Source organism: Enterococcus sp. (genome assembly GCF_022711995.1).
Classification (GTDB): Bacteria; Bacillota; Bacilli; order Lactobacillales; family Enterococcaceae; genus Enterococcus_D.
This window is the reverse complement of the sequence record NZ_JALAHI010000108.1, coordinates 17,070-30,756: the sequence shown is the minus strand read 5'-3', so window position 1 is coordinate 30,756 and position 13,687 is coordinate 17,070. Positions and strand designations below refer to the sequence as shown.

The 13,687-nt window shown below is 38.0% G+C and carries 30 protein-coding genes; all 30 read left to right on the top strand.

The window, feature by feature from the left end:
- Nucleotides 1-302: helix-turn-helix transcriptional regulator (locus Q0A12_RS10580; RefSeq protein WP_291292611.1), on the top strand; the 302-nt coding region annotated here is incomplete at its 5' end.
- Between the two features lie 15 nt (nucleotides 303-317).
- Complete coding sequence (locus Q0A12_RS10575) at nucleotides 318-569, top strand: hypothetical protein (RefSeq protein ID WP_291292610.1); 252 nt, start codon at nucleotides 318-320, stop codon at nucleotides 567-569.
- A 198-nt stretch (nucleotides 570-767) separates the two neighbouring features.
- Nucleotides 768-941 (top strand): hypothetical protein, encoded by a 174-nt coding sequence (locus Q0A12_RS10570; protein ID WP_291292609.1) that lies wholly within the window; start codon nucleotides 768-770, stop codon nucleotides 939-941.
- Between the two features lie 6 nt (nucleotides 942-947).
- A complete protein-coding gene (locus Q0A12_RS10565) occupies nucleotides 948-1,769 on the top strand; it encodes a helix-turn-helix domain containing protein (protein ID WP_291292608.1) in 822 nt (273 codons plus the stop codon).
- Between the two features lie 28 nt (nucleotides 1,770-1,797).
- Nucleotides 1,798-2,136 carry a hypothetical protein gene (locus tag Q0A12_RS10560; protein ID WP_291292607.1) on the top strand — a complete coding sequence of 113 codons (339 nt, stop codon included), beginning with the start codon at nucleotides 1,798-1,800 and terminating at the stop codon, nucleotides 2,134-2,136.
- The gene (locus Q0A12_RS10555; protein ID WP_291292606.1) at nucleotides 2,133-2,357 is read left to right on the top strand and encodes a hypothetical protein; all 225 of its coding nucleotides are present in this window, start codon (nucleotides 2,133-2,135) and stop codon (nucleotides 2,355-2,357) included. Before Q0A12_RS10560 ends, Q0A12_RS10555 begins: the two co-directional genes overlap by 4 nt.
- Nucleotides 2,358-2,368: 11 nt before the next feature.
- On the top strand, nucleotides 2,369-2,722 hold the full coding sequence (locus Q0A12_RS10550; protein ID WP_291292605.1) for a hypothetical protein: 354 nt from the start codon (nucleotides 2,369-2,371) through the stop codon (nucleotides 2,720-2,722).
- Nucleotides 2,715-2,909 (top strand): hypothetical protein, encoded by a 195-nt coding sequence (locus Q0A12_RS10545; protein WP_291292604.1) that lies wholly within the window; start codon nucleotides 2,715-2,717, stop codon nucleotides 2,907-2,909. Before Q0A12_RS10550 ends, Q0A12_RS10545 begins: the two co-directional genes overlap by 8 nt.
- 3 nt (nucleotides 2,910-2,912) lie before the next feature.
- Complete coding sequence (locus tag Q0A12_RS10540) at nucleotides 2,913-3,983, top strand: RecT family recombinase (RefSeq protein ID WP_291292603.1); 1,071 nt, start codon at nucleotides 2,913-2,915, stop codon at nucleotides 3,981-3,983.
- Nucleotides 3,949-4,776, top strand: coding sequence for a PD-(D/E)XK nuclease-like domain-containing protein (locus Q0A12_RS10535; protein WP_291292602.1), 828 nt, complete (start codon nucleotides 3,949-3,951; stop codon nucleotides 4,774-4,776). The genes Q0A12_RS10540 and Q0A12_RS10535 overlap by 35 nt, the downstream gene beginning before the upstream one ends.
- A gap of 12 nt (nucleotides 4,777-4,788) precedes the next feature.
- A complete protein-coding gene (locus tag Q0A12_RS10530) occupies nucleotides 4,789-5,589 on the top strand; it encodes a hypothetical protein (RefSeq protein ID WP_291292601.1) in 801 nt (266 codons plus the stop codon).
- Between the two features lie 13 nt (nucleotides 5,590-5,602).
- A complete protein-coding gene (locus Q0A12_RS10525) occupies nucleotides 5,603-6,442 on the top strand; it encodes an ATP-binding protein (RefSeq protein WP_291292600.1) in 840 nt (279 codons plus the stop codon).
- Nucleotides 6,443-6,445: 3 nt separating this feature from the next.
- Nucleotides 6,446-6,910, top strand: coding sequence for a DUF1064 domain-containing protein (locus tag Q0A12_RS10520; RefSeq protein ID WP_291292599.1), 465 nt, complete (start codon nucleotides 6,446-6,448; stop codon nucleotides 6,908-6,910).
- Nucleotides 6,910-7,110 carry a hypothetical protein gene (locus tag Q0A12_RS10515; RefSeq protein ID WP_291292598.1) on the top strand — a complete coding sequence of 67 codons (201 nt, stop codon included), beginning with the start codon at nucleotides 6,910-6,912 and terminating at the stop codon, nucleotides 7,108-7,110. The genes Q0A12_RS10520 and Q0A12_RS10515 overlap by 1 nt, the downstream gene beginning before the upstream one ends.
- Nucleotides 7,111-7,130: 20 nt before the next feature.
- A complete protein-coding gene (locus tag Q0A12_RS10510) occupies nucleotides 7,131-7,742 on the top strand; it encodes a hypothetical protein (protein ID WP_291292597.1) in 612 nt (203 codons plus the stop codon).
- A gap of 188 nt (nucleotides 7,743-7,930) precedes the next feature.
- On the top strand, nucleotides 7,931-8,098 hold the full coding sequence (locus Q0A12_RS10505) for a hypothetical protein (RefSeq protein ID WP_291292596.1): 168 nt from the start codon (nucleotides 7,931-7,933) through the stop codon (nucleotides 8,096-8,098).
- Entirely contained in the window at nucleotides 8,064-8,255 is a 192-nt protein-coding gene (locus Q0A12_RS10500) for a hypothetical protein (protein WP_291292595.1), read from the top strand. Before Q0A12_RS10505 ends, Q0A12_RS10500 begins: the two co-directional genes overlap by 35 nt.
- 36 nt (nucleotides 8,256-8,291) lie before the next feature.
- A complete protein-coding gene (locus tag Q0A12_RS10495; RefSeq protein ID WP_291292594.1) occupies nucleotides 8,292-8,594 on the top strand; it encodes a hypothetical protein in 303 nt (100 codons plus the stop codon).
- A 34-nt stretch (nucleotides 8,595-8,628) separates the two neighbouring features.
- Nucleotides 8,629-8,871 (top strand): hypothetical protein, encoded by a 243-nt coding sequence (locus Q0A12_RS10490; RefSeq protein ID WP_291292593.1) that lies wholly within the window; start codon nucleotides 8,629-8,631, stop codon nucleotides 8,869-8,871.
- Nucleotides 8,872-8,891: 20 nt separating this feature from the next.
- The gene (locus tag Q0A12_RS10485; protein WP_291292592.1) at nucleotides 8,892-9,680 is read left to right on the top strand and encodes a DNA adenine methylase; all 789 of its coding nucleotides are present in this window, start codon (nucleotides 8,892-8,894) and stop codon (nucleotides 9,678-9,680) included.
- A 39-nt stretch (nucleotides 9,681-9,719) separates the two neighbouring features.
- The gene (locus tag Q0A12_RS10480; RefSeq protein ID WP_291292591.1) at nucleotides 9,720-10,040 is read left to right on the top strand and encodes a hypothetical protein; all 321 of its coding nucleotides are present in this window, start codon (nucleotides 9,720-9,722) and stop codon (nucleotides 10,038-10,040) included.
- Nucleotides 10,040-10,270 (top strand): hypothetical protein, encoded by a 231-nt coding sequence (locus Q0A12_RS10475; protein ID WP_291292590.1) that lies wholly within the window; start codon nucleotides 10,040-10,042, stop codon nucleotides 10,268-10,270. Before Q0A12_RS10480 ends, Q0A12_RS10475 begins: the two co-directional genes overlap by 1 nt.
- 38 nt (nucleotides 10,271-10,308) lie before the next feature.
- The gene (locus Q0A12_RS10470) at nucleotides 10,309-10,710 is read left to right on the top strand and encodes a YopX family protein (RefSeq protein WP_207490601.1); all 402 of its coding nucleotides are present in this window, start codon (nucleotides 10,309-10,311) and stop codon (nucleotides 10,708-10,710) included.
- Nucleotides 10,700-10,900: a hypothetical protein gene (locus tag Q0A12_RS10465; RefSeq protein ID WP_291292589.1), complete on the top strand. Its 201-nt coding sequence runs from the start codon at nucleotides 10,700-10,702 to the stop codon at nucleotides 10,898-10,900. The genes Q0A12_RS10470 and Q0A12_RS10465 overlap by 11 nt, the downstream gene beginning before the upstream one ends.
- A gap of 3 nt (nucleotides 10,901-10,903) precedes the next feature.
- A complete protein-coding gene (locus Q0A12_RS10460; protein ID WP_291292588.1) occupies nucleotides 10,904-11,041 on the top strand; it encodes a hypothetical protein in 138 nt (45 codons plus the stop codon).
- A 182-nt stretch (nucleotides 11,042-11,223) separates the two neighbouring features.
- A complete protein-coding gene (locus Q0A12_RS10455; protein ID WP_291292587.1) occupies nucleotides 11,224-11,694 on the top strand; it encodes a hypothetical protein in 471 nt (156 codons plus the stop codon).
- 313 nt (nucleotides 11,695-12,007) lie between these two features.
- Nucleotides 12,008-12,544, top strand: a complete 537-nt coding sequence (locus tag Q0A12_RS10450; RefSeq protein WP_291292586.1) for a hypothetical protein — start codon at nucleotides 12,008-12,010, stop codon at nucleotides 12,542-12,544.
- 17 nt (nucleotides 12,545-12,561) lie between these two features.
- Nucleotides 12,562-12,753: a hypothetical protein gene (locus tag Q0A12_RS10445; protein WP_195957603.1), complete on the top strand. Its 192-nt coding sequence runs from the start codon at nucleotides 12,562-12,564 to the stop codon at nucleotides 12,751-12,753.
- Between the two features lie 68 nt (nucleotides 12,754-12,821).
- The gene (locus Q0A12_RS10440; protein ID WP_291292585.1) at nucleotides 12,822-13,217 is read left to right on the top strand and encodes a hypothetical protein; all 396 of its coding nucleotides are present in this window, start codon (nucleotides 12,822-12,824) and stop codon (nucleotides 13,215-13,217) included.
- Complete coding sequence (locus Q0A12_RS10435; RefSeq protein WP_291292584.1) at nucleotides 13,217-13,585, top strand: HNH endonuclease signature motif containing protein; 369 nt, start codon at nucleotides 13,217-13,219, stop codon at nucleotides 13,583-13,585. The genes Q0A12_RS10440 and Q0A12_RS10435 overlap by 1 nt, the downstream gene beginning before the upstream one ends.
- Nucleotides 13,586-13,687: the final 102 nt, after the last annotated feature.

Sequence of the window (13,687 nt, the reverse complement as noted above, 5' to 3'; positions counted from 1 at the left end):
GTATAAACTCGTACTATAGTTGTATCACAGGAAAGGAGTTGAAAAAAATGATTTTCAAAATTACTTTAGAGGCAGCACGTGTTATGGCTGGATTATCGGTTAGAAAAGCTGCTAAATGCTTTGGTGTTCATCATGAAACGCTGTCTAGATGGGAGAAGGATCCATCAAAAATGAAGCAGAGAGATGTAGAAAAAATTGCTGAAATTTATGGCATCCCTGCAGAAAATATTTTTTTTGGTCCTAAAAACGAGTTTATACGATTAAATAAAGAGAACGCACTTTTTTCTTTAAATAACAAATGATGGGAGGTCGCGGAAATGGAAATTTCTAAAGTCAATGTGATTAACATCGTTCAAAAGTTTGCAAATAAAGAGCAAGCAATGGAATATTTCGGATTTGCACAGAAAAGTACAGCCACTTTTCAAAGATATTTAGCGGAATTCAAGCAGCATAAAGATTTTGGATCCGGATATATTAATCCAACCGGGGGGTATGTATTGATTGACATTGATAAGTTTGAACAGTTCTTGAGATGGAAAGACGCAAATAAATTTCGAGGTGATAGTTGATGGAGTATTCACTAGATCAAGAGTTACTCATTAACAGCCTTGCTAAGGAAAAGGTCAGTGATCTGCAACGACTCTTGCATGAAAAAAATAGTGTACTAAGTGATCAACAACGGGAAGGAGTCAGCAGAGAGCTTAGACAGTATCAAGAATTGCTTTTCCAAAATAGATTGAATCGGCAAATAGAATTGAGGTGATTTTTTGAAAAGTTTACGGAGATCAGCATTTATCATCATGATCTTTTTCTTAGGTGTTTGGTTTAATGATCGCCAGTTACCAGACTGGGCACAACTTGCATTGCCGGTTTCAATCATGTGGTGGCTGATCATGTACGACGAAATTGCTTATAAGAGAAGAAAATTTGAAGGGAAGTGAGAAAAAATGAAAAACTGGACTACCAAGGAATTAGCATATGTTCAAAAGAATGCATTGCTAGCAGAAACAAATGAAGTAATTAATGCGGAACAGCTGGCAATGAAGTTAGGAAGGTCATTTTCGGCAGTTACGAAAAAAATCTCTGACATGAGAAAGGATGGTAAATTTCCGAAAGTTAAAAAGGAACTTGCTTTTGATAGTGATGGCAGACCATGGACTGTTGCAGAAGAAAAACGATTGATAGCAATGTACAAGCAAGGAGCATCGTATGAAGAAATAGGAGAAGCACTAGGGAGATCAAAAGGGTCTTGTTCAAATAAATCCGCAAAACTCAGAGCTTCCGGGAGGATCAAACCTCAAAAGTTAAGTTGTTGGCAGGACGATGACGTACGCATCTTATTAGATACAATCGAATTTGACTCAAATGGTTATGTATCGAACTACGAAGAATTAGCAAAAGTAACTGGTAAGCAGTATTCGCAAGTGGTTCAGAAAGTTGGTCATCTGAGAAAAGGGGGCAGGATTCCTAGCAATGTAAAACCCGGAACTACCAGTTTGAAATCAAAGCAATCAATGCAAAAATTTAATGATGCTCGATTTGCCCAATATGCGAAGAAGGAGGAGGTCTCCATGCAAACAGAAGAACCAACGCAATCAAGAAGTGTGACTGCTGGATCGCTAAGCATTGAATCTAAAGAAGAACGTGTGATTCACACAACTGTAATCTTTGCAGGCGTAGAAACACATACGTACTTCTCAGCAGATGGAACCAAAATTGTAGAAATACAAAAAGGGCCTACACCAGTTCCAGCTAGTGTAAGCAAGTAAAACAAATTATTCAAGGAGAGTGTAACACATGAATGAAAAAATTCAAAACTTAATCGAAGAACTGGCAAAAGAATGTCAGAAAGAAAATGTGAGTATATCTTTGGCAACGCTGGATGTTACTGGTGATATGGGATTCGTACAAGTAGGAAGTGATTCTCTTATCGCAATCGCTGTTCTCGAACAGTACAACAAAGTAAAAGAAGAATTAATCAAGTTAGATTGTGACTGCTCAAAACATCGGCTGTTAAAAACTTTATTTGATATTGAGGAAGAAGAGGCATCTAAACATACACATACATTCGTAATAGACGATCTCCAAGACATTCCGGATATTTTAAATCAAATCATTCGAGGTGATTTCAAATGATTTCCGTTTCTGGACTGAATGACGATATTTACACCGCTATGCTAACGAACGCACAAGAAAAAATTGTTAGTGAAGTATTGACTGCAGCAAGAATGGGTAGAACAAGTATAACCTCAGCAAGTAAGGGATTGACACCGACTTTTTTAGCTCAGCTACGAGAAGAAGGTGTGGATCACATTATTGAAGCAGATGGGCGATTCAAACTATTTTGGGAATTTTAGGAGGGAATCTTATGGGAGTAAAAGAGGTTGCGAAAAAACAAATTTTAAAAATGGAGCACATCATCGAACGAATAAACGAAGCTGAAGATCTTCTGATTTCTTTAAAAGCCCCAGCTTTGAATAATCTCAACGAATTGATGTCTGATATTGAAATAGGAATCCCTACTCATTTTATGGGAGGCGGAATCTTTCAAGAAAATGGTAACAACAGATGGTATCGTATCCGACTGGAAGACGATTTAGGTATCACGGACATCCAGAATCAAATCAGAAAAACTGTTCAAGAATCTACTGAAAAACGAATCGAAGAACTGAAATCCGAATTGCGAAAAATGCTTTATTACACTGGTGAAAAAAATGAATAATTTCGATTCATTAGGAGCTCGTCAACAACCGGAAATTGATCCAGAACCAATCGCATCTGATTGGAAAGGCGAACCACTTTTTGCCGGTGACAAAGTCTACACAACTGATTTAGGGCTAGTTCACGAGGACCAAATCATGGATTACGTGAACGAAAATTACAGAAAAATTGAAATCGGAGGAATTTAAAATATGGCAAATGATGTGACTTTAGCAACACAGCGCTCATTAGATGAGCAAGTGATTGGAAATCTGAATCGATTAAAAGATCAAGGATTAGAAATGCCACCAAGTTATAGCCCCCAAAATGCCTTGAAGAGTGCTTTTTTTGAACTAACAAATAACACTGGTGGAAATTTACTGCAAATGGCTGCCAATAATCAAGAAATGAAGACTTCTATCTCTAATGCTTTACTGGACATGGTTATTCAAGGATTGTCACCAGCAAAAAAACAGTGCTATTTCATCAAGTATGGAAACAAAGTTCAGCTTATGCGCTCATATTTTGGAACAATGGCAGTTCTTGATCGTGTAACAGGTGGGGCAGAAATTATTCCAGTAGTAGTTCGAGAAGGCGACGAATTCGAGGTCGCTATGGATGGTCCGAATATGATTGTTACGAAGCATGAAACGAGATTCGAAAACTTAGACAACGAAATTAAAGCTGCTTATGTGGTGATTAAACTATCGAATGGCAAAGAAACTACAACAGTCATGACAAAAAAACAAATCGATCAAAGTTGGGCTAAGTCGAAAATGAAGGGATCCGGACCACAAAAAGAATTTCCAGAAGAAATGGCAAAGCGTACGGTTATCAATCGAGCAGCGAAAGCATTAATCAATACGAGTAATGACAATGATTTATTCGTTCAAGCTGCAAAAGATACGCTTGAAAATGAATTTGATGATCGTGAAATCAAACCCGCAGAACCAATAAAAGTTCAAGCAATCGAGAATAAGCTACAACAAAAAATGGGAATCAAACAAGCTGAATCGGTCGAAGAAGAATCATCTGTTGAAGAATTGATGAAGCCAAAAGAGAAAGCATCTATTGAACCAAAAACACGAATTACAAACATTCCTGATCATGCAGAAATTGAGGATGCTCATATTGTTGAGACAGAGCTAACTGATTTGGAAGATATCAAACCAGCAGCTGAACAGCTCGAAGTTAGTCAAGGAGACTCAGAGATTATTCCTAACTTTGACAGAGAGGAAGGTGCCGAATATGACCTCCTCAGTGAAGACGAATATCCATTCTAAATTAATTCTAACGGATGAAAACTACTACTCGAATGAAGCTGATTGGCAATATATGTCAGTTTCGCAGTATAAGAATTTTTTGAAATGTCCTGCAGCAGCTTTGGCTAAATTAAAAGGTGAATGGGAGCCAATATCAGATCCGGTTGCTTTGTTAGTCGGTAACTACGTTCACACTTATTTTGAATCGCCAGAAATACATGAGCGCTTTAAAGAAGAGAATAAAGAGAAAATGTTCTCTTCTAGGAAGCCATACGGATTATTGAAAGATTTCAAGATAGCCGAGCAAATGATCAAACGACTGGAACAAGAAGAGGCATTCATGAATCTGTATCAAGGTGAGAAAGAAACGATAGTAACAGGCGAATTATTTGGTGTTGAGTGGAAGGGTAAAATTGATTGCTTAAATCTAGACGACGACTATTTTGTAGATATCAAAACCAATCGAGACATGCATAAGCGCGAATGGAATGAAATATACGGTCAACGATGCACCTTCATCGAAAATTTTGGGTATGTCTTGCAAATGGCTGTTTATTGCGAATTACTCAAACAGCAGTATAAAAAAGAGTTTGTTCCATTTATTGCAGGGGTTTCTAAGCAAACACCTAGCGAGGCTAGGTTGATCACGTTGGACGAGGACAAAATGTCATTCGAGTTAATCAACTTAAGAGACAACATCGATCGTATTCAACGGATAAAAATGGGTGAAGAAAAACCAGATGCTTGTGGAACTTGTGAGTATTGCCGGGCAAATCAACGAATAACCGGATTTACAAGTATGAACGACTTGTAAGGTGGTGAGTAAATGACCGGAGGATGGATAAAGCTTTACCGCCAATTACTCGAAAAACCAATATGGCAAGAATCTACACCAGAGCAAAAAGTCATATTGATCACACTTCTTTCTATGGCGAATCATGAGGAAAAAGAATGGGAATGGCAAGGTGAACCTTACAAAGCTAGTCCTGGTCAATTCGTCACATCACTAGAAAGTATCAAAAGAAAATGCGGTAAAGGGATCTCTATGCAGAATGTAAGGACTGCTCTAAAGAGATTTGAAAAATACGAATTTCTAACAAACAAACCAACAAACAAAAATAGGCTTATAACCATTGTCAATTGGGAGGTTTACCAGTCCAAGGACGTTGACCTAACAAAGGAAGTCACAAGCAACTCACAAGCAACTAACAAGCAGCTAACAACTAACAAGAACTATAAGAATGATAAGAATGAAAAGAATAATAATAATCCTCGCAACAAACGCAAAAAGCGCGTTTATGCGGACGATGACCCAAATAAAATTTTGGCCAAGACTTTACTCAAACTCATTCGAAAGAATCAGGAGATAAAAGAACCTGATCTAGACAAGTGGGCAAATACCATCCGCTTAACAATTGAAGCAGACAAACGATCAGGAAAAGAAGTTCAAGAAATGATTATGTGGGCTTCTCAACATGAATTTTGGAGCACTGTTGTTTTGTCACCTTCAAGTCTACGAAAGCATTTTGTGAAAATGAAGGCTCAAAAGGACAAGCCTAGAACAACAAGCGGAACTAACAAACTACAAAATACAGGTTCAGATGAGTATGATGATCTGCCTATATAGATTGAGGTGAAAAATGGAGAGCATAGCTAAAGGTATGCAGATTCTGATAGAAAAAGTACTTATTATACGGGGCGAATGTCCAGAGTGCGGCGGTAACTTGTACGGCTATCGTGCAAAAAATAAAGATGGTTCGGAACGATGTGCGCCTACGTGTATGAAATGCGGATTTTATGATCTTAAACGCAAAGAAGATATTCAAACGGAACGCATCTACACCGAAAGCCTAAAAAACAAAACACTCAATTTCTTTAAACTTGGGTCAGTGATTACCGACAAATCTTTGTTTGACTGTTCTTTTGATAATTACAAAATTATTGATGTGGAAACAGAGACCGCTGTTAATATCACAAAAAGTTTTGTAGAGGCTGTACTGAGTGGTGAACCCAAACACCTTGCCTTGAATGGAAAGTCAGGTAGTGGTAAAAGTCATCTAGCCATGGCTGCCACTTGGGAAATTATTAAGCGGTCAGATTACGACAAAAAATGTCTGTTTATTAGCTATCGTGAATTGTTGGAGCAAATCAAGTATTCATTCAATGATGAGCAATTGAGAAAGGAAATTCAAGGTTCACTTATGAAAGACATTAAAACAGCCGATCTTGTAGTGATAGATGATTTGGGGTCTGAACTAGGAGGAACTACCTATAGCAGTAGCACGAATTTCAATAATGACACATTGAACTCGATTTTAGAAGCTCGTCAAAATCAGGCGATCATTTTAACTACAAATTTGACTGGAAAAGAAATGAAGAACGCATATGGAGAAAGAATAGTATCTCGATTATTCAAAAACTCAAAAGGATTCGCATTTAAGTTCGTAACTACAGCAGATAAACGATTAAGGGCGGTGTAGCTATTGGTTACAAAAACTAGAAGTAAGTACGGAAATACTAAACATGAAGTAGACGGCATTCTCTTTGATTCAAAAGCCGAAGCCAGATACTACAAAATCTTGAAAAAAAAAGGGATGAGCTTTCTACCAATATCAGATAACTTTTGCGAAATGCAAAAAAATATGATCTTGCAAGAGGGATTTTATAGTGATGGTTTGAAGGTAGCTCCAATACATTATCGAGCGGATTTCGTCATTTATGAAGAAGGCAAGCTGGTTAAGGTAGTTGATGTCAAAGGGTATCAAGATGCAATCTCGATGTTGAAAATGAAGATGTTTGCTAACCGATACGGGTTCCCTGTGACATTCGCAAAGTTCAATTCTAAAACCAATAGATTCGAGGAAATGAGTTGCTTTGAATCGGCTCGTCTACAACGCAAGCGAGCGACTGATCGGCGGAAGAAAAAACAATTCGAAGGGGCGAAATAATGGAGCAGCTGAAAGATTGGAACATTCAGTTTTTGGACGTGAACGATAATGTGAAGTATCAAATCAGTACCTTCGGCACAGAAGACAAAGCAGTCAAATTCGCTCGTAAATTAGAACTAAGATGGCGGACAAGGCCAGCAAGCGAACGAGTGAATAAGGAAAAAGGAAAATCAATCAGATCAAGACGTAATCGTCTATAAAAAACTGGAGGAAAAACACAATGACTAAACAAGTAAATTTCAGACCGGAAGTAAAAAAAGCAACGAGCAAATCAAACGGAAACGTAGAAGTATTACTAGTCGTGAACAATGGCTCTTTAAAGGGAAAATACGACGATTTGAGCGACTTTCTGGGCAAAACGGTATCAGTAACAATCCAGCCCGAAACTATCGGCTATCAGCTTCCTATCAACAAACAAACGAAACGTCCGAACGTCAACTACATTGTAAATGCTGACGGAACGGTCGAAGTGCAAAAAGAAGAGCAAACATCACTTGATGTCGGCGACGGCGTGGAAGAAGTGGAAATAGTTGAAATTCAAGTTTCTAAAGATACGATCGATGAATTCATTAAGAAAGCTGTGTCGTTAGAACTTCCAGATGAGATTATTATCAATCCTCGTGATGTTCTAATTCAACTTGAGCAAGGGGAAAAAATTAATGATGTTGCCGCTGATTGGGAAATGTCAGAAGACGCGTTGATTGATCAAATTGAAATCGCGCGACAACACTTTGCACCTTTCGCTGATACCTGGAGCAAAATCAAAGATGATGTGATTTTTCAAGACAGAAACTTAAAGGCTGATTCTAGTGATCCAGATGTGGAAGAATGATGACAAACTCATAATATTACAAGATGCAAAGTTTTATTGGAGTGTTGCTGTAATTAACCAAGCAAAAAATCTTTTTGAAAAGGGATTTAAGCCATCACAGGTAGCGGAAATTATGAACGAAAAAGTGATTGATATCGGGTTAGTATATCTTCATTTGCTGGAAACAAAACAATTGAGAAGGTGATCGTATGACCTGTAGCAGATGTAAAGGTGAACGAATCATTTGGGGAAAAAATAAATATGGCCGGGCAGTAGCAAGCAACTGTCCGGTCTGCAATAAAGATGGTGCTGCTGTTCGTAAAGAAACGAAGGAGTGGGGAAATGGACATTCTCGAAGTGTTTTGGACAAACGTTGATTGGCACATGAAAAATAAAAATCTAACTCTAAGAGAAACTCATGAAAATGCAAGAAAGAAAAGAGCTGGCATTCAATTACGGACTGTAGAGGATATAGCCAAATCTTTGGATATCGACGATTACTCGATACTTTTTGAAAAGGTTGAGAGTCAGTAATCGGAAGAAATACGCAACTAGAGAGGATAAAAACAAATGGAAAAATTTGAAATCGAATTAGTAAGACGTGACAAAGTAAAAGTTGAACTTGATCCAGAATATTTCACTGAGGAATGGCTGGAAGAATTTCGGCAGTATTTTTATGATTTCTTCACTTTAAAGGAGTGCGCAGAACACATTGCTTACAACGTAGTACACAATAATGCAACAGAGATTGAAGGTTTCGGCATTCCACTTCGAGATGGTGTACGTCCATATTGGATCAAAGATAACCAAGAAGTAAATGAGCATATCAACGTTATCTACAACTCATACGCCACTGAGGTTGAATACGAATAATTCTACAATCGACAGAAATAGAGGAGTGCTAAGGATGGAAGAAAATTACCCAAGACATTTAATTCTAGGGACTGTTGAGCATGAACAATATCTAACAGATGCATATTACTCTGGTTGGATAGCACCGCCATCAATTATTCAAACAGTGAAACAGAAGTTATGCCGACATAAATTTTCTCTGTGGTGTACCAATTATGGTGTGCAAGATGCGGTCTTAGTCAACCAGAGAATATGTGCCAAATGTGGAAAAGAAGAATTCCACAATCCACCAAAATAACCAACTGAAGGAGGGAGACAGTGAAAAGAATATTAAATTATCCTGGTAGTAAATGGCGCATGGCGGACTTAATTGTCGATATGATTCCAGAGCATACGACTTATGTGGAACCATTTTTCGGTAGCGGAGCTGTCTTGTTTAACAAAAAAATGTCAGCAGTAGAGACAATAAATGACTTGGACCAACGTGTTTATAATTTTTTTAAAGTGTGCAGAGATGAACCAAAAGAGTTAGCAAAGGTTGTCTATTTAACACCTCATAGCAGATTGGAGCACCAGCTGAGCGGACAGACTGTGGGCGATAGCATAGAAGATGCCAGGACATTTTTAATTCAGAGTTGGCAATCTATTGGTGGGATTCAGAAACATAAAACTGGATGGAGAAGTAATATCGATAAGATAGGCGGCAAGATTCATGAATGGAATGAAATACCAGAGCGGATACTTGAAGTCGCAGAACGGCTTAAACAAGTTCAAATAGAAAATCAAGATGCAATTGAATTACTTCAAAGATACAATCGCAAAACTGTATTTGCCTATATCGATCCACCGTATGTGATGGCGACCAGAAAAGGCAGGCTTTATGAAACGGAGTTTGAAGATAAACAACATGAACAACTGTTGGATTTCCTTTCATCTGATTTTAAAGGCCAAGCGATATTAAGCGGGTATCAATGTGAAATGTACGATGACATATTAAGTTCATGGTACAAAGTACAATTTCAAGCGAATGCAGAAGCCGGTCAAAGTAGGCTAGAAACACTTTGGTGTAATTTTGAGCCAAGCGGTCAGCTGTCATTATTTGGTTAGTTGGCAATCCGACGAAATAGCAGAAAGCGAGGGATGAATATGAGTGAAATTAAAAAACTAGCAAAAGAACTACAGGACTATACAAGAGTTGTCGGTAGTCATAATAAGCATATACAGAGTGTAGCGAACCGCTTGGTGGAATTAACTGATCAACCGCAACTTAACGAGAATCAGCAGGAAATGTTACAAGAAGTTATAAAACAATACGACAACACTAAACCTAAAACAGTATTGCATGCATTAGAACATTTATCGATGATCGCATATCTATTAGATGAAATGGAGGAAGTCACTGAAGAAGATTGCATAGTGGTTGCCCAAGCGTTTCTTGATTGGGCGCAGGAACAGGAGGAAGAGTGATGAGTGCTAAAGATTGGGAAACCATAATTGCTCCAAGCGGCATGTGCTTTATGAAAGATGAGTTTATTGAACGTCGTGGAAGAATTAACTATCGGCAGCCATCCCCAAGAAGCGGCACACAGTGCGGTTTTTGTAGCAGTATGAAACCCAAAGACTTACGTAGCTATGATTCGTGTCCAGAATGTGGGAAGTCTTTATTTGCTAGAAAACAGCGAAAACACAAGTGGTAATTCCGCAATCGTCAGCGATAGCAAACAGGAGGGATAAGATGGTACCAAAATATAGATGTTGGTTTAAAAATAGCGGAATACAAGCTGCTCACATGGTTGAATGGGACAAATTGAAAGAGTTCGTAGGTTTAGGACGTTTGTTTGATGATAGTAAGAAATCAACCTTATTTACCCTCATGCAGTCCACTGGATTGAAAGACAAGAACGGCGTGGAGATTTTCGAGGGGGATGTAGTTTCAGTGAGAAATCATCCATTTCAGAAAACAGAAAAATCGGGCGCTGGCATCGAAATTGATGGTGATTATGCGATTTCATGGAATGAAGGTGACCTAACTTGGTGTGCGGGTAATCTTTTGTTAGCAAGATTAAAACCTTATGTAACTGTCGCCGGCAATGTTTGGGAGAACCCAGAACTATTGGATCAATCCCATGAAAGTTAATCATTATACGGTACTAGCTGTTGTATCAATACTGTTAACGATCGCTGGTCTAAGTTGGCTATCCTATACAATAGTGGACCAACAGGAACAAATTGAGCAGCTAGAACAGCAGCTGCAGCATGAGCAGATGAAGTACAAGATTATTATCAATGATCCGCTAGTGCAAGATGCGATGGAAAGTGGAGGATAAATGATGGACTTTGCAGTGTTAGTAGCCGTGGCACTTTTTGCCATAGTATTCGCAAGTGTGATTTTTGGTAAAGAATTAGATGAAAAGGAGAAGAAAGCCATTGCCAAAGAAAAAATCGAAAGTAAAAAAGAAGAAGCGTAAGTTGCTGGAAAAAGCCAAGGTGAACGGAACATTGAATAAAAGGGTCCTTGGTAAGACCTTGAAGAGTTTGATCATTGATGAAGAACATCAACATGGCTCACATTTTGATAAATAAAAAAAGCCACTACCTTTTGGGTAAGTGACCTGTGACAAGACTATTTTACCATAAAGGGGTGGCGTTTGTGAGATTTCAATGGCTTAAAAACTACCAAGACTTAGAAGAACAAATACTCTTCATGAAATGGAATCTTAACAAGAGTAGGTTGGAATTAGATCGATGGGTCAACGGTGATTTAGCAAACGTGCGCCTTGAAAAAAATTCAAGATCATCATCGTTGGAAGAAAACATTAGGATCATACAGAATGAATTAGAGCTGCTTGAAAAAGAAAAAATTGAACTGTTGGAATTAATCGATTCATTCAGTGGAGCAGATGTCCAAATTGTAAAGTTAAAGTATATTGATGATATGGATGTTTATGATATAGCAGATGCCACTGGTTACAGCGTGTCTTATATAAGAAAGCGGCATACAGAGATTCGCAAGACATTATCATTCGTGGATGAATATGAGGCACGGCGAGAGGAACGCTTGAAGAAGCAAGAAGAAATGGACTACTATTCAGCAGACCAGGATCAATTAAGCTTGTTTTGAAATTGCCACAAAATGCGACCTCAAAGCCTGTGTATATTTCTTGATTTAAACGGGTTATAGTAATAGCGTAGAAGAAACGGAGAGCAGCCGATTTAGATTACTCACATTACTCTAAAACCGAAAGGGGGCTAATCCCTCATCGCTTTACTTCTTTGATGGATACGAAAGACAGCACAATTTTTTGAAGCGAGGTGATCCCTCTTTTCAAAATTCGCTTGTGCTGTCTTTTTGTGTTCGAAAAAGATGTTATGTTGAAATAATATTTTAGGGGTGTTAAAATAATTATAGAATAAAAAAATATAGGAGGTTTGGTATGAAAAAGTTGTTTATTGTATCGCTACTTGTTTTAGTATTAGGGGGAACAATTTCATCAGGTGTAGTTGCAGTTGCCACGGAGGTAGAAAGCCAAGGACAGAATACAGTTATCGATAAAGACAAAGGCTTAGAAAATATTGTAGTGTACAAAGATGAAGATGGAAGTACAGTTGTTAGAAAATATGAAGATGAATACTATAATAGTCCCACTACTTTTGCAAGAGCTAGTACAAGTGTAACAAAATGGGGTAGTTGGCAATATACGAATATTGCAGTGTCCACAGGTGTTTTAGCTAATGCAATAAATGCTGCTTTTTATGCTGGTGGTGCGGCTGCTATCTCTATGTTTGGTATTCCTGGGTGGGCAATTGCAGGCTTGTTGGGTGTAACAAGTTGGACAGAGTTTGGCTCAGCTCCAGGAAGAGAAATTGCCAAAAAATGGGATACGAACAAAAACGGATGGGTTGGTTTCTATATGAGAAAAGGTTACAATGCTAACGGTAAGCATGTGGCAACAGAATATAAAACCAAATAGCAAGTAGGTGAAGACTATTGTATAGAAAATGGGTTTCTTATACACGAGAACATCCAATTGTCAGCATTTTGATTGCTGTGGCGCTTGGTAGTGTTTTAGGAATATCAATTGAGTATTTAGTCAATAAGGATATTCGTTTTGAAGGATTGCTAGGATTAGTTATTGTAACTTTAATACAACTCCAAATTGTATCAAAGTCAAAAAAATAAAAATAATTTGAAAAGGCATCTGATTTCAGGTGTCTTTTTGTGTACATAAAATTTAGGAGGAATCACAAATGATAGTACCTATCAGAAAAACAATTGTTGGCACAGAGTATTGGGATACAGAAAACAAACAATCATTGTTTGTACCTAAAGGAACCGAACCTGATTTTGAAGTAACCGAAAATCCTAATTCGATGATTACACCTGAAGGGGATCAAACCGAAGTCATTAATCCTAATCAAATTGTATCAGGAGTAATCAATCAAGAAGCATTAGATTCTGGTGGTAACACAGAATCTGATCTTGCTGGTGAAGCAAACACTAATCCAGAATCTGATCAACCTTTAGACTTAGATAATATGACTGCTAAAGAATTACGAGCATATGCGAAAAAGAACGATATTAAAATTCCAGCTGCTATTCGTGCCAAAGGTGATATATTACAAATTATTCAGGAATCGGAATAATGAAATATTGTGGTTTTGATGGCTGTCAGGTCAAGATAGCACGAGGTACTTACTGCAAGGAACATGCACCAAGACGTAAGGTTAAGGCAAAGAAGAGTGCATACCACCATGAGAACAAATCATTCTATCGGACTCAAGCATGGAAAGAAGTTTCTGATTTTGTTTATGAAAGAGAAGGCGGTCGTTGTCAAAGGTGTGGTCGATTTGTATTTGGTAAACAAGCTCATCGACATCATGTAGTGCCGATCAAGAAGAACGATTTGCTAAAGCTGGATCCAAACAATATTCGTTTATTATGTCCCAAATGTCACGTTATTGAAGAAAATGAAACAGACGAGAAAAAAGTTTTCCCGTCTTATTTTAATTAACCCCCCCTATCGATTTCGAAAAAATTTTTTTCGTGGGAGATAGGTCAGAGGGAGTTACGCGCATCGTTTTTTCAAAAAATTCAAAATCAAAGGGGGGAGTAT

Bases quoted from the DNA above. Each gene is read 5' to 3' on its own strand.
- Q0A12_RS10575 (WP_291292610.1), top strand. From the start codon at position 318: ATGGAAATTTCTAAAGTCAATGTGATTAACATCGTTCAAAAGTTTGCA.
- Q0A12_RS10565 (WP_291292608.1), top strand. From the start codon at position 948: ATGAAAAACTGGACTACCAAGGAATTAGCATATGTTCAAAAGAATGCA.
- Q0A12_RS10560 (WP_291292607.1), top strand. From the start codon at position 1,798: ATGAATGAAAAAATTCAAAACTTAATCGAAGAACTGGCAAAAGAATGT.
- Q0A12_RS10555 (WP_291292606.1), top strand. From the start codon at position 2,133: ATGATTTCCGTTTCTGGACTGAATGACGATATTTACACCGCTATGCTA.
- Q0A12_RS10550 (WP_291292605.1), top strand. From the start codon at position 2,369: ATGGGAGTAAAAGAGGTTGCGAAAAAACAAATTTTAAAAATGGAGCAC.
- Q0A12_RS10545 (WP_291292604.1), top strand. From the start codon at position 2,715: ATGAATAATTTCGATTCATTAGGAGCTCGTCAACAACCGGAAATTGAT.
- Q0A12_RS10540 (WP_291292603.1), top strand. From the start codon at position 2,913: ATGGCAAATGATGTGACTTTAGCAACACAGCGCTCATTAGATGAGCAA.
- Q0A12_RS10535 (WP_291292602.1), top strand. From the start codon at position 3,949: ATGACCTCCTCAGTGAAGACGAATATCCATTCTAAATTAATTCTAACG.
- Q0A12_RS10530 (WP_291292601.1), top strand. From the start codon at position 4,789: ATGACCGGAGGATGGATAAAGCTTTACCGCCAATTACTCGAAAAACCA.
- Q0A12_RS10525 (WP_291292600.1), top strand. From the start codon at position 5,603: ATGGAGAGCATAGCTAAAGGTATGCAGATTCTGATAGAAAAAGTACTT.
- Q0A12_RS10515 (WP_291292598.1), top strand. From the start codon at position 6,910: ATGGAGCAGCTGAAAGATTGGAACATTCAGTTTTTGGACGTGAACGAT.
- Q0A12_RS10510 (WP_291292597.1), top strand. From the start codon at position 7,131: ATGACTAAACAAGTAAATTTCAGACCGGAAGTAAAAAAAGCAACGAGC.
- Q0A12_RS10505 (WP_291292596.1), top strand. From the start codon at position 7,931: ATGACCTGTAGCAGATGTAAAGGTGAACGAATCATTTGGGGAAAAAAT.
- Q0A12_RS10500 (WP_291292595.1), top strand. From the start codon at position 8,064: ATGGACATTCTCGAAGTGTTTTGGACAAACGTTGATTGGCACATGAAA.
- Q0A12_RS10495 (WP_291292594.1), top strand. From the start codon at position 8,292: ATGGAAAAATTTGAAATCGAATTAGTAAGACGTGACAAAGTAAAAGTT.
- Q0A12_RS10490 (WP_291292593.1), top strand. From the start codon at position 8,629: ATGGAAGAAAATTACCCAAGACATTTAATTCTAGGGACTGTTGAGCAT.
- Q0A12_RS10480 (WP_291292591.1), top strand. From the start codon at position 9,720: ATGAGTGAAATTAAAAAACTAGCAAAAGAACTACAGGACTATACAAGA.
- Q0A12_RS10475 (WP_291292590.1), top strand. From the start codon at position 10,040: ATGAGTGCTAAAGATTGGGAAACCATAATTGCTCCAAGCGGCATGTGC.
- Q0A12_RS10470 (WP_207490601.1), top strand. From the start codon at position 10,309: ATGGTACCAAAATATAGATGTTGGTTTAAAAATAGCGGAATACAAGCT.
- Q0A12_RS10465 (WP_291292589.1), top strand. From the start codon at position 10,700: ATGAAAGTTAATCATTATACGGTACTAGCTGTTGTATCAATACTGTTA.
- Q0A12_RS10460 (WP_291292588.1), top strand. From the start codon at position 10,904: ATGGACTTTGCAGTGTTAGTAGCCGTGGCACTTTTTGCCATAGTATTC.
- Q0A12_RS10450 (WP_291292586.1), top strand. From the start codon at position 12,008: ATGAAAAAGTTGTTTATTGTATCGCTACTTGTTTTAGTATTAGGGGGA.
- Q0A12_RS10440 (WP_291292585.1), top strand. From the start codon at position 12,822: ATGATAGTACCTATCAGAAAAACAATTGTTGGCACAGAGTATTGGGAT.
- Q0A12_RS10435 (WP_291292584.1), top strand. From the start codon at position 13,217: ATGAAATATTGTGGTTTTGATGGCTGTCAGGTCAAGATAGCACGAGGT.